The organism is Leminorella grimontii ATCC 33999 = DSM 5078, from assembly GCF_000439085.1.
In the GTDB taxonomy this organism is placed as follows: Bacteria; Pseudomonadota; Gammaproteobacteria; order Enterobacterales; family Enterobacteriaceae; genus Leminorella; species Leminorella grimontii.
In genome coordinates this window covers 132,253-147,002 of sequence record NZ_KE392227.1, presented here as the reverse complement: position 1 = coordinate 147,002, position 14,750 = coordinate 132,253, and the positions used below count along the sequence as shown (strand labels likewise).

The 14,750-nt window shown below is 49.7% G+C and carries 14 protein-coding genes and 1 tRNA gene; 6 read left to right on the top strand and 9 right to left on the bottom strand.

The window, feature by feature from the left end; translation table 11 throughout:
• The 3 genes from G544_RS0119540 (at window position 1) to G544_RS0119530 (ending at window position 3,077) form a co-directional block, all read left to right on the top strand.
• Window positions 1-76, top strand: a tRNA-Gly gene (locus G544_RS0119540).
• Between the two features lie 482 nt (window positions 77-558).
• Window positions 559-1,461, top strand: a complete 903-nt coding sequence (locus tag G544_RS0119535) for an alpha/beta fold hydrolase (RefSeq protein ID WP_027276132.1) — start codon at window positions 559-561, stop codon at window positions 1,459-1,461.
• 176 nt (window positions 1,462-1,637) lie between these two features.
• On the top strand, window positions 1,638-3,077 hold the full coding sequence (locus tag G544_RS0119530) for a DKNYY domain-containing protein (protein WP_027276131.1): 1,440 nt from the start codon (window positions 1,638-1,640) through the stop codon (window positions 3,075-3,077).
• A gap of 131 nt (window positions 3,078-3,208) precedes the next feature.
• On the opposite strand, the gene G544_RS0119525 is transcribed toward G544_RS0119530, so the two are convergent.
• The 9 genes from G544_RS0119525 to G544_RS0119485 all read right to left on the bottom strand — a co-directional run bounded on the left by G544_RS0119525 (window position 3,209) and on the right by G544_RS0119485 (window position 10,358).
• On the bottom strand, window positions 3,209-3,829 hold the full coding sequence (locus G544_RS0119525; RefSeq protein ID WP_027276130.1) for a hypothetical protein: 621 nt from the start codon (window positions 3,827-3,829) through the stop codon (window positions 3,209-3,211).
• Between the two features lie 206 nt (window positions 3,830-4,035).
• Complete coding sequence (locus tag G544_RS0119520; RefSeq protein WP_027276129.1) at window positions 4,036-4,809, bottom strand: hypothetical protein; 774 nt, start codon at window positions 4,807-4,809, stop codon at window positions 4,036-4,038.
• Between the two features lie 260 nt (window positions 4,810-5,069).
• On the bottom strand, window positions 5,070-5,729 hold the full coding sequence (locus tag G544_RS0119515; protein WP_027276128.1) for a hypothetical protein: 660 nt from the start codon (window positions 5,727-5,729) through the stop codon (window positions 5,070-5,072).
• A 36-nt stretch (window positions 5,730-5,765) separates the two neighbouring features.
• Window positions 5,766-6,473 carry a hypothetical protein gene (locus G544_RS0119510; RefSeq protein ID WP_027276127.1) on the bottom strand — a complete coding sequence of 236 codons (708 nt, stop codon included), beginning with the start codon at window positions 6,471-6,473 and terminating at the stop codon, window positions 5,766-5,768.
• Window positions 6,474-6,639: 166 nt separating this feature from the next.
• Window positions 6,640-7,287: a TetR/AcrR family transcriptional regulator gene (locus tag G544_RS21175; protein ID WP_051155856.1), complete on the bottom strand. Its 648-nt coding sequence runs from the start codon at window positions 7,285-7,287 to the stop codon at window positions 6,640-6,642.
• Window positions 7,288-8,463 carry an Acg family FMN-binding oxidoreductase gene (locus tag G544_RS0119500; protein ID WP_027276126.1) on the bottom strand — a complete coding sequence of 392 codons (1,176 nt, stop codon included), beginning with the start codon at window positions 8,461-8,463 and terminating at the stop codon, window positions 7,288-7,290.
• Between the two features lie 113 nt (window positions 8,464-8,576).
• On the bottom strand, window positions 8,577-8,954 hold the full coding sequence (locus G544_RS21170; RefSeq protein WP_134389212.1) for a hypothetical protein: 378 nt from the start codon (window positions 8,952-8,954) through the stop codon (window positions 8,577-8,579).
• Window positions 8,947-9,465, bottom strand: coding sequence for a hypothetical protein (locus G544_RS21165; RefSeq protein ID WP_051155854.1), 519 nt, complete (start codon window positions 9,463-9,465; stop codon window positions 8,947-8,949). The genes G544_RS21170 and G544_RS21165 overlap by 8 nt, the downstream gene beginning before the upstream one ends.
• Window positions 9,466-9,509: 44 nt before the next feature.
• Window positions 9,510-10,358 carry a hypothetical protein gene (locus G544_RS0119485; protein WP_027276125.1) on the bottom strand — a complete coding sequence of 283 codons (849 nt, stop codon included), beginning with the start codon at window positions 10,356-10,358 and terminating at the stop codon, window positions 9,510-9,512.
• 239 nt (window positions 10,359-10,597) lie between these two features.
• Here G544_RS0119485 and G544_RS0119480 point away from each other — a divergent pair, with 239 nt between their 5' ends.
• From G544_RS0119480 to G544_RS0119470, 3 genes are read left to right on the top strand one after another with little or no spacing between them, the layout of a single operon-like run.
• Window positions 10,598-11,755, top strand: a complete 1,158-nt coding sequence (locus G544_RS0119480; RefSeq protein ID WP_036024684.1) for a hypothetical protein — start codon at window positions 10,598-10,600, stop codon at window positions 11,753-11,755.
• The gene (locus G544_RS21465; RefSeq protein WP_027276123.1) at window positions 11,752-13,134 is read left to right on the top strand and encodes a DUF6384 family protein; all 1,383 of its coding nucleotides are present in this window, start codon (window positions 11,752-11,754) and stop codon (window positions 13,132-13,134) included. The genes G544_RS0119480 and G544_RS21465 overlap by 4 nt, the downstream gene beginning before the upstream one ends.
• Before the next feature lie 3 nt (window positions 13,135-13,137).
• Complete coding sequence (locus tag G544_RS0119470) at window positions 13,138-14,553, top strand: hypothetical protein (RefSeq protein ID WP_027276122.1); 1,416 nt, start codon at window positions 13,138-13,140, stop codon at window positions 14,551-14,553.
• The last annotated feature ends 197 nt before the right edge of the window (window positions 14,554-14,750 follow it).

Genomic DNA, 14,750 nt, shown 5'->3' with positions numbered 1-14,750 from the left:
GCGGGAATAGCTCAGTTGGTAGAGCGCAACCTTGCCAAGGTTGAGGTCGCGAGTTCGAACCTCGTTTCCCGCTCCAAGTTTCTTTTTTGCAGTATTCCAATAGTATCTGCGCGTTTTAAAGCCCTTCATTTTCAATATGTCTTTAGTCGCGTTGTGCTCATTAGTGCCTTATGGCCATCGGCTTGAATCTGGTTCAAGCTGCGTGTCGGGAGGCGCATAAAATTTAAAGGGGTATACCTTACTCTTGGCGGATTGATTTGATAGCGGGATTTGTATCGGTTTCTACATTGCCTTTAGTATTGTCCTCGATTTCCTTTTCGAATTTAATTTGTTAATTTTATAACACGCATTAATTATATTGTCTTTGTCGGTGTTAATTAGGTGTTTATCATCACAGTGAATGTCTTATCTTAAGTCCTGACGCGCTTGTACTCTTAGAGAAGAGAGCGACTAAAAATTTATGCCTCAATGAGATTGAGTGATGACTGCGTATTAAAACTTCCCTTTATAATATTTAAAATATATGGTGGATGTAATTATATAAGCAGGAGGCGACTAATGTTCAGACGGATTCTATTTTTAGTTATAGGTATTCTTTGCTTTCATTCTCCAATGGCGTTGGCTAATCAAACGCTTTCCGGGGCTATTTTTATTAAGCAGGATCCCGTGCTTGTTAAAGCAGAAGGGCAAGGCTCAGATATTATTTTGATACCCGGATTGGCGTCCTCTCATGAAGTATGGAGCAGCTTAGCGAATCGGTTACGGGAAAACCATCGACTCCATCAGATACAAATTGCAGGATTTGCAGGATTGCCTGCGGCAACCGATTCAGATGGGCAGGTCATCGTACCAACCGCAGATGCGATTGCTGATTATATTCAGAAAAATGACATTAAAGCGCCTATCATTATTGGTCATTCATTAGGTGGTGAAGTGGCGTTGGTGCTAGGGGCGCGTTACCCTGAGTGGGTTGAGCGCTTAATCATTGTCGATGCACTGCCGTTTTATAGCCTATATTTTAATCCCCGAGCGACCAGTGAAAACGTTAGGCCATCTGCTTTAGCGTTTAAGAATAGGCTAATGGCGACTCCCCCCGAGCAGGCCGAGGCATTTCACGCGAAATCTATTGCTCGTTTGACTAAAACTGAAGCGGTAAAGCCTGCTCTCATTACCGCGGCGCTTCAATCAGACAGAGAAACTGTCGCCAATGCAACTTATGAGCTAATGACGACCGATCTTCGCCCAGAGCTAGAGTATATTACGGCAAAGGTCAATGTAATCTATGCCTATGATCCTCTATTCGGCATTCCCGCATCCCATGTTGATATGCTGTTTCGCAATGTCTATGGATCTGTGAGAAATATTCAGTTCAAACGTATTGATAATAGCTTTCACTTTATTATGTTTGATCAACCTGAACGCTTTGAACAGGCGGTTATTGAATTTATTTATCGGGAATAGAATAGCTCTTCTATTTTTCCTCATCGAATGGAGCTGGCCAGAGGTTCTCATTGGCAATAGAACGGACTAAAGGTTGGGGAGACTACACTGAACCCCGTTGCCTTTAGCTGTATCTGAAACTATTTTATACAAGATAAATACGAGCGTATTATATTTTTCTATGAGTGGTAAGCGCAATGTTCAAGAAAATAATATTAACTATATTTATTATTTTATTTGCAGGATATAAACAACTATTGGCACATGAGAAAGATGCAGAGAAGCTAACAACGCAAACAAACGGAATGGCTATCAATCATGGGACGCTAAGTTTTGGTTATCACATAATAGATGATAGAGTTTATTATGTTCCTATGCAGAATCTTTATCAAGTTATACTTCTTGGGGATGGTATAAAAGATTTTAAAATTTTGAATATGCATTATGGGAAAAGTGATGAATTTGTTTATTTCAATGGTAAGAAATTGGATGGGGTCGATCCTGCTTCCTTTGAACTTATTGAGAATTCAAATTATACGCGCGATAAAAATTTTGTTTATCGAAATACAGTAAAGATAAATAATTTAGATGCAAAAACATTTGAGGTTATTGATTCTGATTATACAAAAGATAAAAATGGTGTTTATTTTCGAGAGAAGGAAATAAAAGGAGTAAGTCCAATTTGTTTTTCGGTAATAAGGCCATTTCACTATGTTAAAGATAAAGATGCTATTTATTATCAGCATAAGGATAAGCTGGAAGGAATAGATCCAGAAAGCTTTGAGATAATAAATGATGAATATACAAGAGATAAAAGTTATGTGTATCTACACCATAAAAAGATAGATGGTATTGACCCAAAATCATTTTCAATAATTGATGGTGATTACACTCGGGATAAAAATGGAATATATTATAATAATAAAAAAACAGCGATATCCGATCCCGCATCATTTCAAGTTGTGCGCGGAAGCAGTGGTTCAAGCTCGCTATCGCATCGGTATACGAAAGATAAAAATTCTGTGTATCATAATGAAACAAAAATAGTAGGTGCCGATCCGGATACTTTTGAAATCATGATGGATTATTGGTATGCAGGGGACAAAAATGGCGTCTATTATGAAGGTAAAAAAATAGAAACTGCCGATAAAGCCTCTTTTAAAATAGTAAACTATCAATATTCTAAAGATAAAAACTCTGTCTTTCTCATGAACGATAAGATCGTTGAAGTAGATGCTGGAACATTTAAGTTCGTAAAGTACCGGTATATAAAAGATAAAAATGCTGTTTATTTTGATGGAGAGAAGCTGGTAGGAATAGATCCGTCTACGTTTGAAGTAGTAGGCACATACTGGCTAAAGGATAAAAATGGCATTTACTTTATGGATAAAAAAGTAGAAGGGCTTAATCCGGAAAATATCACCTATATTAGCTTATTCTATATTAAGGATAAAAAAGCAGTATACTGTCAGGGAGAAAAAATACCAGATGCCGATCCGCTAACGTTTGAAGTTTTGCGGGACGGTCGATACGCAAAAGATAAAGATTTTACTTACTATTTGGGAAAGAAACTTTCAGGGAGTGACCTTTCCTCATTTCTGTCGAATGAAATAGAACGCTCTCGACAGCATCAGTAAAGAGCCGACTGTCGCGATGGCGGTAGTGCTAAATAATGAGAGGGACTACAGGGTGTTGAACAAACGCAATAGTTTAGTTGCGGCATACTTTTTCCCCAGCAAGGTCTTTTATCTTGATGGGGAAAAGTTTTTTAAACGGACTTTGAAAAAGTCATTTTAATGATGTTTGCCTGGGAAAGTTGTTTAAAAAACAGAATTTCTTCTTGCGGGTTATCTAAAAACATAAAGGGAAGAATGATACTCGCATAGGAGTCTTTATATTGTTTTATAATGGCTTTTCCATTCGGCGTGTTTTTTATAAAACCGAAAATCGCTCCGGTAGGCTCGATTGATGCCATATGAATGTCCCGCCATCCAAAACGACCATTCATTACCGGCGAGTTGACTTCAATACCTTCTTCATAAAACTTATAGGTAAAAGGAAGAGACATATCAGTAGACAGGTAATCCTTTTCTACCTGTTTTTTAAATGCGCTGGATGGGAAATAGTACATTGGCGCCAGTAGCAAACCTAATGCGCCGCAGCAGCAAACGATTAATCCGATTTGCCCCCAGGTGGTATGGTAGGCGAAATTATAAAGAGCGAAGAAGCCGATAACAGATAATATCCCAATAATAAAAGGCTTTTTACCGTGGAACATAGAGTTATTGTATATATTCATCATCATCTCTTTGAACTGTTCTTTATTGACTTGAAAAGAGATGGTGTGAAAAGGCGTACCTGCCGGGTTAAATCCATTGAAAGCTTGCATGTTTCTTCCTTGTAGCGATAAGGTAATATCAGGAGCTTTTGATATTATATCGGTTTAGTTTATGAGTAAATATTTTGGGGAAATGACTATAGTAGAAATACAGGATTATCTATGAGTATGCAGCATAGAGCATTCAGTGATTATTATTTAGCGTGAAAGTTAAAAATGATTAGTTTATTGACTGTAAGTTAATTAATCGTGTTTTTCTAACGAATATAGGGCAATTTTCTCCGAATAAAATAAAGCGCCCCCGACTGCATCAACAATGAGCTGACCGTCGCGATGATGAATGCGTAAAGCGTACCCACTTCAACAATAATCAACCCAATCAAAAAGAAAAACGCCGCGAAGCCGTAAAGGGACAGCACCATGCCGCGCAGTACCTGCATTGCCATTTCGGGGCCTCTCATTCGATGAGCAAAGACGGCGAGAATGGAGGCGAAGACCGGAAAGCTGGCGAGTATGCCCGCCATTTGGGCGCCGACGAACGATGCGGCGGCGGTTAGCGTCACGACGATGACGGTAGCGATGGTCATGCGGGCAGGTAGGTCCCACCACGGCGAAGCGATCGGATTGCGCAGCGGGTTGTGAAAGGGAATTAGCCGCGCCGATACTGTCAGGGTAATGAGCGCCGCTGCAAAAAATCCCCAGTGCGTTAGCGGCAGCGCCTGAACTAAAAGGGCTGAACAGGCATAGGCAACGATACCCGCTATCAGAGCAAGCTCCCAGCCGCGTCGCGCCACCGTGGCGTAGCCAAGGCAAAAGCACGCCTGTGCCACCGTGCCAATCAGTGAACCGTTGGAGGCTATGGCGGCAAAGTCGGTTCCATATTGAAGCGCGAGGAAGGCGGCAACCGGGCCCGACGTGAGCGGCAGCCCCACGAGCCATCCTTCGATGGCGTCTCCCCAGCGTCGCCCGGCCAGGCTTGCCAGCAGGATGAGGAAGGGGGGTAAAATCAGCTTGAATGTGATTAGGTCCATGGGTTGCCTACTGATAGCCATGAAGCAGTAAGTTATTCATGTCAGGAGTACATTAAGGTCAATACTCAGCAAGAGTCGATAGTACGTAGAATCGGATAGTTAAAGATATCCATTTAATGTTGAAGTTAGAGAATGGTCACCTATTAGCGGAAAGCGAAAATTATTATGATGACTCGAAGATTTCCCATCTCCGCAAGATGAGGAGATGGGAAATCGTTGAGAGCCGTTAGAAGTTGCGAGTTATATCCTCGCGAGGAGAGCTAATTTCGTTCAAGCTCTCCGTCGCGTAACAGGTATTTTTCCCCAGATATCCCATCGCTCAGGTAAACCCCAGGCTGACCGCGCTCATAGCCGTACTTTATCGTCGCCTGCTCTACGCCATGAAACAGGTCGTAGAGAGCGACCTCACCGCTGTCGCATCTTTTGACATCGATATACTGATAGCAGGTGGAGCCACAGCCTCCGCCTCCGTCGACAATACAGATATTCGCCTGATGGAAAAGGCGTTCGATATGCCACTGTTGCCCTATACCGAAAAAGAAGGCGCAAAACGCGCCGAGGCTACATGCTAACAGGGCTCTCATCGGGAATTTTTGCTCACGCTTGAATGAGCGAGACAGCAGAAAGAAAAATACGCCTATCTCCATAAAGGCCAGCAGCGTTTTATTCCCCTCCGCTAGCGGCCAGAGGTTAAACAGTGCGATAACAGCGGCGGAGATCAGGAATGCCGCCCACTGCAATCGGACTTCTTTGGTTGAAATGCAAAACGGCAAAAGTGCAATCACGCCGGGAAACAGCAGCAGCGTGTGCCACCACCCCTCATTTCCGGGTAAAAGAAATGCACCCGTAATAACGCAGGAAAAGGTCCAAACGAGCAGAAAAATGACGGTAAATAGCGCTAGTCTTGATGGTCTGAACATAAATGTACTCAACGCAAATAGTAAAAGAAACTCTACCTATTCCAGCGCATTAGCGCTCATTCCGTCGTACGTCAGCAGGAACAGCGAACTGCACTCTCTTTCCTTACACCCCCAGTAGATCTTCTTTTTGCCTCGATACCAGACGGCCGTCGCGGCGGCATTGATGACAAAGTTCCATTCTATGCCGTCGCTTTTAAGCGCTCCCCGAATTTCGCACGGCAGCCAGTAGAATGTGTCCATTGGTACTTGCGATGTAGCGTATCGTTCGCTGGATTCGAACAGGGTTTTAACCTGCTTCGCGCTGAGGCTCCATTCCCGACAGGCGCTAATGAAACCTGTGTCATCCTGCTCGGCGGTATAGACCGGTTTTCCAACGCGCACGATTTCGATGTTTTCCATCGGTACGGTTGGTATGGTGACAGACCATCCTTTTCTATTGGATGGATTAGCCGCCTGGGCGCAGCTCACCACCACCGTATATTCACCTAATCCTCGGTCTCTGGGGGCCCAGTCGGACGTTAAGGGAACTGCGCACCCTGAGCTGACAATGTCCATATTGGGTTCGAGGCCTCGCCTTTTGACGCGCGTCCGTTCAGTCTCTTCGCGCAGGAATTTTTTGGCTTCGCTGTTAACGTCGTACCATGCTTGAAGAGTGTCAAAGGCGCGAGGGTCTTCCTGCGCGTAGCTATGGCCTGCCTGCGAAAATAAGAACAGGAGTGAGAAAATGGAATAGCGTAACCGCATTTACCGATTTCTCCATTCAGGCGAGGAGGTTGCCACGGCGCCGTGGCGTTCATTGTTGAGCGGTTTTTTCATTTGCGCTTATTTCCCTATAGCGGCTTAGATATCAGTAATACGCTTATTTTGGCTTAATCTCGTAGCAGCGAGGCGCGATGTCGTTTACGTATGGCTATTCCCCCTCAGCCATCCGACTACACAGCCAAAAAAGATCCCGCTTAATCGCCTGCCAGCCGTCGTCTTCCCGAATGTGGATACCGCTAAAAACCTCGGTATTCCGCGCTCGTATCATCAAGTGCTGAAGGCCGGCAAATAGCACTGTCATGATGATATTAAGTCGCTCAACGCTGCCGCTGTAACCGGCGGCCAGCAGATAGGCGATTTCCTGTCCCCACCGCTCTCGAGTCGTGTTTAGAATATCAGTCAAGGCGTTCGGCGCGCCGATTTCCATCGCCAGAATTTCTAACGTGAGCGGTCGGCTGCGCAAAGCGTCAATCACGCGATCGATAAACAGCTGAAGGCGTTTATCTATGGGCAGTGCCTGTAAATCCTGTTCGCCAAACAGCTCGTCGACGGACGGCCAGAAGCCAGCGGACGAGCCGAACGCCTTTAATACCTCGGGTAGCCCGCCGAAGTAGCGATAAATGAGAACTTTATCCACGCCCGCCTCTCGGGAGATCGCATTGATACCTAGGCTGTTATAACCGTCACGGGCCAATAGGCGGCTTACGGCCTCTAAAATAGCGGCTTCAGTCTGTTTGCGGTCGCGATACCGCTGCGTGGGCTTGGGCTCTTTATCGGTGACGGTTGTTTTTGTCATTTAAGTACTCTCTGTGAGAAACGAGTCGACGCTGCGCCGTAGAGAAGGGGGCTCTGTTTCTGCCGCTGTATAACCCAATCGGGCGATCATCTGTATGGTACGACTTTCCCTCAGCACCGCTAAATCTTCGTACAGTCCTTGATAGTGGGGAGAATAGGGCTCTAGCGCCTGTGACATAGGGTGTAGCGCAACATTCAGCCGCGCTGCGGCAAGATGTAGACGTACGTACGCTCTGCCCGCCGCAACCTGCTGCGAACGGTCGTTCCCTTCAGTCGTAACCCAAACCCAAGCTGCGGCGCTGTTTGCTTGAGCCTCTCCCATCGCCGACATGTTTTGCATGATAACAGAGTTTTTATCCGGCATGCGATCGCGCGGAAATAGGCCGACGGACGACATCAGCTCAGGGATAAATCCTTGTACCGCAATGCCGTCGCGGAAGGACTCAATTTCGCATGCGCCTATCCGCGTGACGTGCAGCGTTTCCATCACCAACGCCTCGTCGTGAAGTTCTGCAACCCACGCCGCCGCGGCTCTGGCGCTGACTCGCGCCACAGTGTCGGGCTGGAGGCTGCCCTGCGTCAGTACGCCGTGGCAGGTAGCTGCTCGCGTTAACGCATCCAAATCGGACTGCGCTAATAAGCGCGTTGAGTCATAGACCTGCCGGTTGGAGTGGCGCCGGTGAACGTAGCGATAGAGGTCGTCTGAAAAAACGTTTTGCGAATGTGGTATGACGTTGATTCTCGCAACGGGACGTTCGAGCATTTCCCCCTGTGGAAATAGCGATACCTCGCAGCGGTAGCTATCCGCCTGCGCGGACAGGTACAGTAGTTCCAGAAAGGCACCCAGACCAATCATCGACTGCCTTGCTTTTGGATCGACAACGGGCAGGAATCGCTGGCGGTCGGCGTACAGTGTTATCACGTCCGGCGCTTCATTAAGGTCGACCAGCCAGGGCTGCATGTTGTGTGGGCTAGGGGCTCGGGAGGCGTCAATCAGCCAGCGGTAGCGAGGATCGGCGTGTTGGAGTGCGGCTGCGTTACTGGCTCCGGTTTCTGAAGATACCCGGCGAGTGCATCCCAAAGAGGTTAGTCCCCCTATAAGTAGAAGGCCTCCACTAAGCAAGCGGATACAGGCGCGGCGAGATACAGGAGCCGTAGCGTTTTCAAGGGAATGCATAGCTATCCTTAATAACATGTCACTTTGTGGTGACATATTATTGTTGACTATAAGGTGACGTCAACTGATTAAGGATGTTAGCAACGAAGATTCATTGACTGCCGGTTCGGCCTTTATTTCCATGTATCAAGCAGGCTTTCCATCTCTTTCAGCACTTCAGGGCTTGTCACCTTCGCCCTGTTCGCTTTCAACGCATCCAACGGAAAGGGGCAATACTGAACGAGCAGCATAACGAGGTCTTCCATCACGTCTTCGTTGTTTGCATCGTTCCAAAGTTCTTTTTCAAGCAGCCGGAAAATGTCGTTTTGTTGGGGAAGGTTGTAGCCAAACCACGGATCGAGGTAGCGATCGAGCGCCAGAAGAAGGCTTTCTTTGACGGACATATCCTTCCCAGCCAGCAGCTGCGCCAGCTCGTCCAGCGCTCCTTCTTCAATCAGGCGCATCTCTTTCTCGCCGTATCTAGCGGTGCATATTTCAGAAACCTTAGTCATGAGGCTGTCCAAACCATGGCGTTTCCATGGTAGGAAAGTAGGGAAGATTATACTTAGCGGCCTTTTTTTGAATAACATCGTCAACGCAGCGTTGGTATTCCTCCGCCGTTAAAAACATGCCGCTCAGGTCATTGCCGGCATAAAAGGCGTAAAACTTCCTGTCGGACGAAGCGAGCTGGCGGTTAACGATATCGAACAGCGAGTAGGTGGCATAACCCCAAGAGTCGTATTCCTCTATTTGTACGCCATAAATGTCATACTGCTTTCCGTTCGCGACGACGCTGTAGCTGCCGTTATCGTTATCCAGAATTTCTTCGATGCTAGCGGGATGTTCAACGTACAGGCGCAGTTGGGGAAGCACGCCTTTTTCATAGATTTCTTTTATTCCTGCTTCGGCAAGATCTTCCGCATCAAGGTGGATCGTGGCGTCATAGTTGAACGCCGCCTGCCCGTTGAGCGGAAGAAGCGAAAACAGCGAGAAGATCAGCGAAATGAATCCGTTTTTTTTCATGATAAAGCTTCCTGCTTTTGATGATGCACACGTAAGTATACGTTTTATTCCACGTTGCTTCGAGCATCATTCAGATGCTTCAGGCACAGCTTGCCAAATTTTGTTTGCCACTCGGCTAAATCAAAGCCGTAGCGTTCCTGAAACGCAGTAGTTTCGCCATACATGGCGTAGGCGTAGTTGTGTAATAGCCTTAAGGCTAAAAGCGGCTTTCCCTGCGAGAGGTAGTCGTCAATGCATTCCTGCATCAGCGGGTAGTTGGCGTTTTCTTTTACGCCGCCGTAGTTCAGATCCAGGCTTCCGGCCGCGACCCGCTGAATAACGGGGTCGGTCTTAAACGAAGGCAGGTTGGCGGCCTGGGCGAGCAGGTGGATGACCTTTGCGTCCGGCGCGCCGAAGGCCCAGTTGCCGAGATAGGCGCTAAGCGCAGCATTGGCGGCTGCCTCCGGCTCTTTACGTCGGCGATGCTGCCCGGCCAAGGCTAGCCAATACTCACTGACTTCCGACAGCCGTTCGCTCGCGCTAACCAGCAGAGGCAGGGCGTCGTCTAATCTTCCTGAGGACAGGCGTTCGCGCGCAAGGCTAAAAAGCGCAGCGGCGAAGCCATCGTCTTTAACGCCAAGGCCGTTCTCATAAGGCTCATAGTCGTTGACCTCCAGCCATTCAATAAACTTTTCCGCGCTGGAAAAGGTGGGGACGATGCGCCATTCGTCGTGGTAGAGCTCGCACACGATGGGATCTTTGTTTTCTTGCCCCAGCGGCCAATACAACCCAAAGCAGTCGCCGTTGCCAAGCTCCGCATCGGCAAGGGGGAGGAATCCGCAGGGTGGAAAGGGACCTGCGCAGAGTGAGTCGACGTCTATCGACAGGAGGTGGCTAACGCTTGGGAGCTTCATGAATGGTTCTCCTGCTGAATATGGAAAATAGAATAAACCTAAATAAATATAATATTCAATATGTTGTGCTTAACGGATAGATATGGTCGTCTTGGAATCCTCTGTCAGGAATGGTATAACTTCACCGCCTGGGGAAGCTACCGTTTGCGCGCCGCGCTGCCCCTAAATAAACGCAAAAAGGCGCGAGTTGAATGCGGCAACCGTCGTATTTACCACCGTACATGGGCAAGGATAACTTAATGACTTCTACCTCTCTGGTTTCATACACGGATCGCGCCGTTCAAAAATTGAAAAGACTGGGCATTATTGTGGCAAGCGAGCCCGATGCGCCGGTCATGACGCTGCTGGACGCCATCTCCAATCTGGACAACACCCGCGTGGTGGCTATTGCCCGCACGCTGCAGCAGCAGAGCGCGTTTAACGCCATCGTGCGTGAAAATATCACCGGCATGGACGTCGCCAACCGCCAGGGGAAAATCGTGTCTGCCTTTGACTCCATCCGCACCGACTCGCAGGAGATGGTGAAGTGGCTGGACGACGGCAAGCTGGACCTGATTGAACGCGTTAAAAACGGCTGGATGGTGCTGGTGCGCGGCTCCATCCCCGATCGCTTCAACAAGATCAAAGAAACCTATCTGGACGTGGCGAAAGCGGCGTCGGAACAGATTAACCGCGAGCAAACCATCCTCGACGCCTATCAGGACTATCGCTTCGGCCTCAAGCAGGCGGAGATTGACGCTCAGGAGCTGCTCAAGCTGGCGGAGCAAAGCCTGGAGGCCTGCAAGCAGCGCCTGAAGGATGCGCACGAAGCTCGTGAGCAGGCCACCACCACCGATTCCGCCGAGCTTGGCCGTCTGGAGCTGGTGCGCGACGAAGCGCTGCGCCAGATGCAGGAAGAGGACGAGCGCTATCAAATCGTCAAAGATCTGGCCGACAACCTGCTGGTGGCCTATAACTCGGCAGAAGCCGTGTTCGCCCGCCTGCAGCAGACCTCCTCGGTAAAAGAGCGGGTTTACCGCCAGAGCATGGTGTTTTTCTCCACCAACGAAATCGTCTTCACCGCGCTGTCTGCATCCATGACGTCGCTGAGCGGCCTGACGGAAAGCACCAAAACGCTGGAAGCGATGAAGGACGGCATCAACAAGGGCTTACAGACTATCGCCGAAGCGGGCAACAAGCATCTGGACGCGGGCCTGCGCGCCGGCTATGGCTCGACCATCAAGGCCGATTCCATCCGTTCACTGGTTAACGCCATCGTTAACTTCCAGGAGTCCAGCTATCAGCTGATTGACGAGCTGCGCGCCGAGTCGGAAAACAACGCCAAAGAGCTGCAGTCTATCGTCGAAGACGGCAAGCGCCGCTTCTCTGACATGGTGCTGAAGGCCGCCGTTGAATGAGTGAGATAAAGCTCAGCGACCAGCTGGGCGCCATGGCGATTATCGATGAGCTTTACCAGCAGCAAACGGCGCTGGACGAGCTGCTCAACCCTATCGCGCTGCGCCAAAAGCTGGCGCAGCGTATTCGGGAATACTATCGCGCCAAGGGTATCGACGTTCAGGACGCGCTGATTGAACAGGGCGTCGACGAATGGTTTTCCGACCGGCTTCGTTTCCACATGCCGAAGCCGGCATGGCACCAGCGGCTTTTAGCTAGGCTCTATCTGAAGCGTAAGCGAGTGCTTACGGTCTTTTTCTGCCTGGTGGTGACGGTGGGCGGGCTGCTGTCGGCTAACCTTATCGCCGTTAAGATGACGAAGAACCTTATTGCCAAACAGCAGCAGATAGAGCAGTCCCTGCTGAAGAAGGCCAGCGACTATCGCAATGAGCTATTGACGCTAAACGGCAGCGGGTTGCGCTATGCCGCCGATCGCGGTGAGTCGCTGAAGGCGTCCGGCATTGCGCTGGCGGAAAAGGCGGCGGATAAGGGGAAAGCCTTCGCGCGAACGGCCGATTTAAGCAGCTATTTCTATCCTGACATCAGTAAACAGAAACAGGCGCTCGGCGACATCTTCCGTTCGACGCAGTCGGACGTTCAGGGCATAGAGCAGAATCTGGCCCAGTACCAGGCTCTGGCCGACGTCGACAGGCGCCTGCAGCAGATTGCGGACGGCAGCGGTTTTGAAACTCTGTCACGCAGCTATGCGCCTTTGCGCCAGGCGTTCGAGCAGGCGGTGGCGTCCGTTTCGCAGGGCGCGGAAAAGGGGATTGAAAGCTTAAAAACGCTGGAGTCCGCTTATCGTCTGGCGCAGGAAGCGCAAAGCATCTCGAAGCAGGCCGAGGAAAGCATAAGCCTGCTGACCCGGCTGGTGCCCTCCGCACAGGAGCGGAGCGTTGCACAAAGCGTTAATGACGATCTCCAGCGCGCGCTGGCGCAGTTTGATTTGACCTCGGCCAAGCGCTCCCTTGAACACCTCAACTATTTTGCCGAACTGGCGCCCCTAAATCTGACGTTGACGATTGTCGACAGAGTGGGGGAAAAGTCCGGCGTGGAAAGAACCTACGACGACAGCGGCGGTAAAACCTGGTACGTCATCGTCGAGGCGCTGACGCCGAGCGGCCAGCCCTTCCGGCTGTGGCTGACCGATGCGGAAACCGGCCAGACTCGGCGAGTTTCCACGTTTGGCCTGCAGGTTTCTCAAAACGACTATAACCGCGTAAAAAACGACAAGCTGGACGACGGCCGCATTCAGAAAAAACAGGTGGGGCAGAAGTCCGCCGGTCGCCTCAACTTCAGCTATTCCCGTTCGACCAGCGGCAGCATCATCATGGAGTGGTAAGTCGTGAAAGCATCCGATATTTCCCGAATTTTATCTGACAGCGAGAGAGCGATCGAAAGCCAGCTTTCTGCGTTTAACGAACGCATGACTTCCTTTCGCCAGCGGCTGATAGAGCTGAAGAAGACGCAGCTGGAGATCTACCAGCAAATGGCAAAAGTGCTGCTGCTGGAAAGCCCCGATCTTAAAAACGTGGCGCAGATCGATACGTTGCAGCGCCAGTTGAAAAACATGATGGCGGAAATCAACCAGAAGCTGTCGGTGCAAAAGCAGACGCTGGAACAAGAGACGCAGCGGCGGGATGCTTTATCCAAAGAGATTGATGAGTACGAAGCCAAAAAGTCCGCGCTTTTAGAGCAGGATGCGGCGTTTGTCGAGCTCGACGCCCGCTTTGCCGAGCTGACCGAGCAGCGCCGCACCGTTGAGCAACTGGAGCAGGATATTCACCGGGAAGTAGAGGAGAAGATCGCTGGATATCGGGCCAATCAGGCGTTTGAATACCTGATGGCGCGGCGGTTTGGCGAGAGCGACTATCGGGGAAAGTGGATTTTCCGTCATCTGGACAGCTGGTTGGCGCGCCAGATAGATTTTCCGAAGAACCTGCGCAACTATCGAACGCTGCAGGCGATGGCGCAGGAGGTCACTTCCCGCAGGGAGGAGATCGGACCTAAAGTTGACGCCCTGTCGGCCCAGCACAAAGCCATCGTCGACGGCGCGGCCGACCGAGTTGGTCTGACGCCGCTGTTGGCGGAACAGGCTAAGCTTGCCGCGACCATCGAGGCGCGGCAAGGAGATATTGCACGGCTGCACGGCCTTCTGCGCGACAGCATCGTCGGTGAAAGCCCGCTGTTTGCGTCTATTGCTGAGAAAACGGCGGAAGTCATGCGCACGCTGCCGCTAAAGCAGCTCAACGAGATGGTGCTGAAAACCGAATCCCCGCAGGATGACCGCCTGTTTGAACAACTGCGAGAGAACAAGATGCAGGTAGCCTCTCTTGAAGGCGAGCTTCAGTCAGAACAGCCCCAGTGGGAGGAGATGAACGCGCAGTATGAGCGTATGCACAGTCTTGCCAGGCGCTATGCCACAAGCGATTTAAACAGCGTCCGTTACCACTATGACGTCAAGCGTTCACAGGTACAGAACCTTATCGACGCTATTGTTCTAAACCAGTTTGGGTCGCGTCACCTGCTTGAGATTTTGAAAAGCGTCAGATATACGCCCGCTCCCAGCAGTTCGGGAAGTTCGTCGTCATCGTCGAGTTCAAGGCGCTCGTCGTATTCTTCATCTTCTTCATCATCATCACGAAGCTATTCTTCTTCAAGCAGTTCGTCGTCAAGTGGATCTTCTTCGTTCGGCGGAGGCGGAAGCAGAACGTCGTCGTCTTCCGGCGGCGGTGGTTTTTCGACCACTGACAGTTTTTGAGGCGGAGTATTGTCCTGTAAAGGTACATTTTCCCGGTTTGACCGGCGTTTTGTTGACGCTTGGAGAGACCGGCGTCGCGTCTATTTTCATCATGCTATCAACAGACTTATCCACAGCTTGGTCGTTTTGATGGGAAAACGCGCTTTCCAATAGTTAGATTGATGACATTATTTTATTATTTGAAAAATAAACTATTT

Coding starts and splice junctions, on each gene's coding strand:
- G544_RS0119535 (WP_027276132.1), top strand. CDS start 559: ATGTTCAGACGGATTCTATTTTTAGTTATAGGTATTCTTTGCTTTCAT.
- G544_RS0119530 (WP_027276131.1), top strand. CDS start 1,638: ATGTTCAAGAAAATAATATTAACTATATTTATTATTTTATTTGCAGGA.
- G544_RS0119525 (WP_027276130.1), bottom strand. CDS start 3,829: ATGCAAGCTTTCAATGGATTTAACCCGGCAGGTACGCCTTTTCACACC.
- G544_RS0119520 (WP_027276129.1), bottom strand. CDS start 4,809: ATGGACCTAATCACATTCAAGCTGATTTTACCCCCCTTCCTCATCCTG.
- G544_RS0119515 (WP_027276128.1), bottom strand. CDS start 5,729: ATGTTCAGACCATCAAGACTAGCGCTATTTACCGTCATTTTTCTGCTC.
- G544_RS0119510 (WP_027276127.1), bottom strand. CDS start 6,473: ATGCGGTTACGCTATTCCATTTTCTCACTCCTGTTCTTATTTTCGCAG.
- G544_RS21175 (WP_051155856.1), bottom strand. CDS start 7,287: ATGACAAAAACAACCGTCACCGATAAAGAGCCCAAGCCCACGCAGCGG.
- G544_RS0119500 (WP_027276126.1), bottom strand. CDS start 8,463: ATGCATTCCCTTGAAAACGCTACGGCTCCTGTATCTCGCCGCGCCTGT.
- G544_RS21170 (WP_134389212.1), bottom strand. CDS start 8,954: ATGACTAAGGTTTCTGAAATATGCACCGCTAGATACGGCGAGAAAGAG.
- G544_RS21165 (WP_051155854.1), bottom strand. CDS start 9,465: ATGAAAAAAAACGGATTCATTTCGCTGATCTTCTCGCTGTTTTCGCTT.
- G544_RS0119485 (WP_027276125.1), bottom strand. CDS start 10,358: ATGAAGCTCCCAAGCGTTAGCCACCTCCTGTCGATAGACGTCGACTCA.
- G544_RS0119480 (WP_036024684.1), top strand. CDS start 10,598: ATGACTTCTACCTCTCTGGTTTCATACACGGATCGCGCCGTTCAAAAA.
- G544_RS21465 (WP_027276123.1), top strand. CDS start 11,752: ATGAGTGAGATAAAGCTCAGCGACCAGCTGGGCGCCATGGCGATTATC.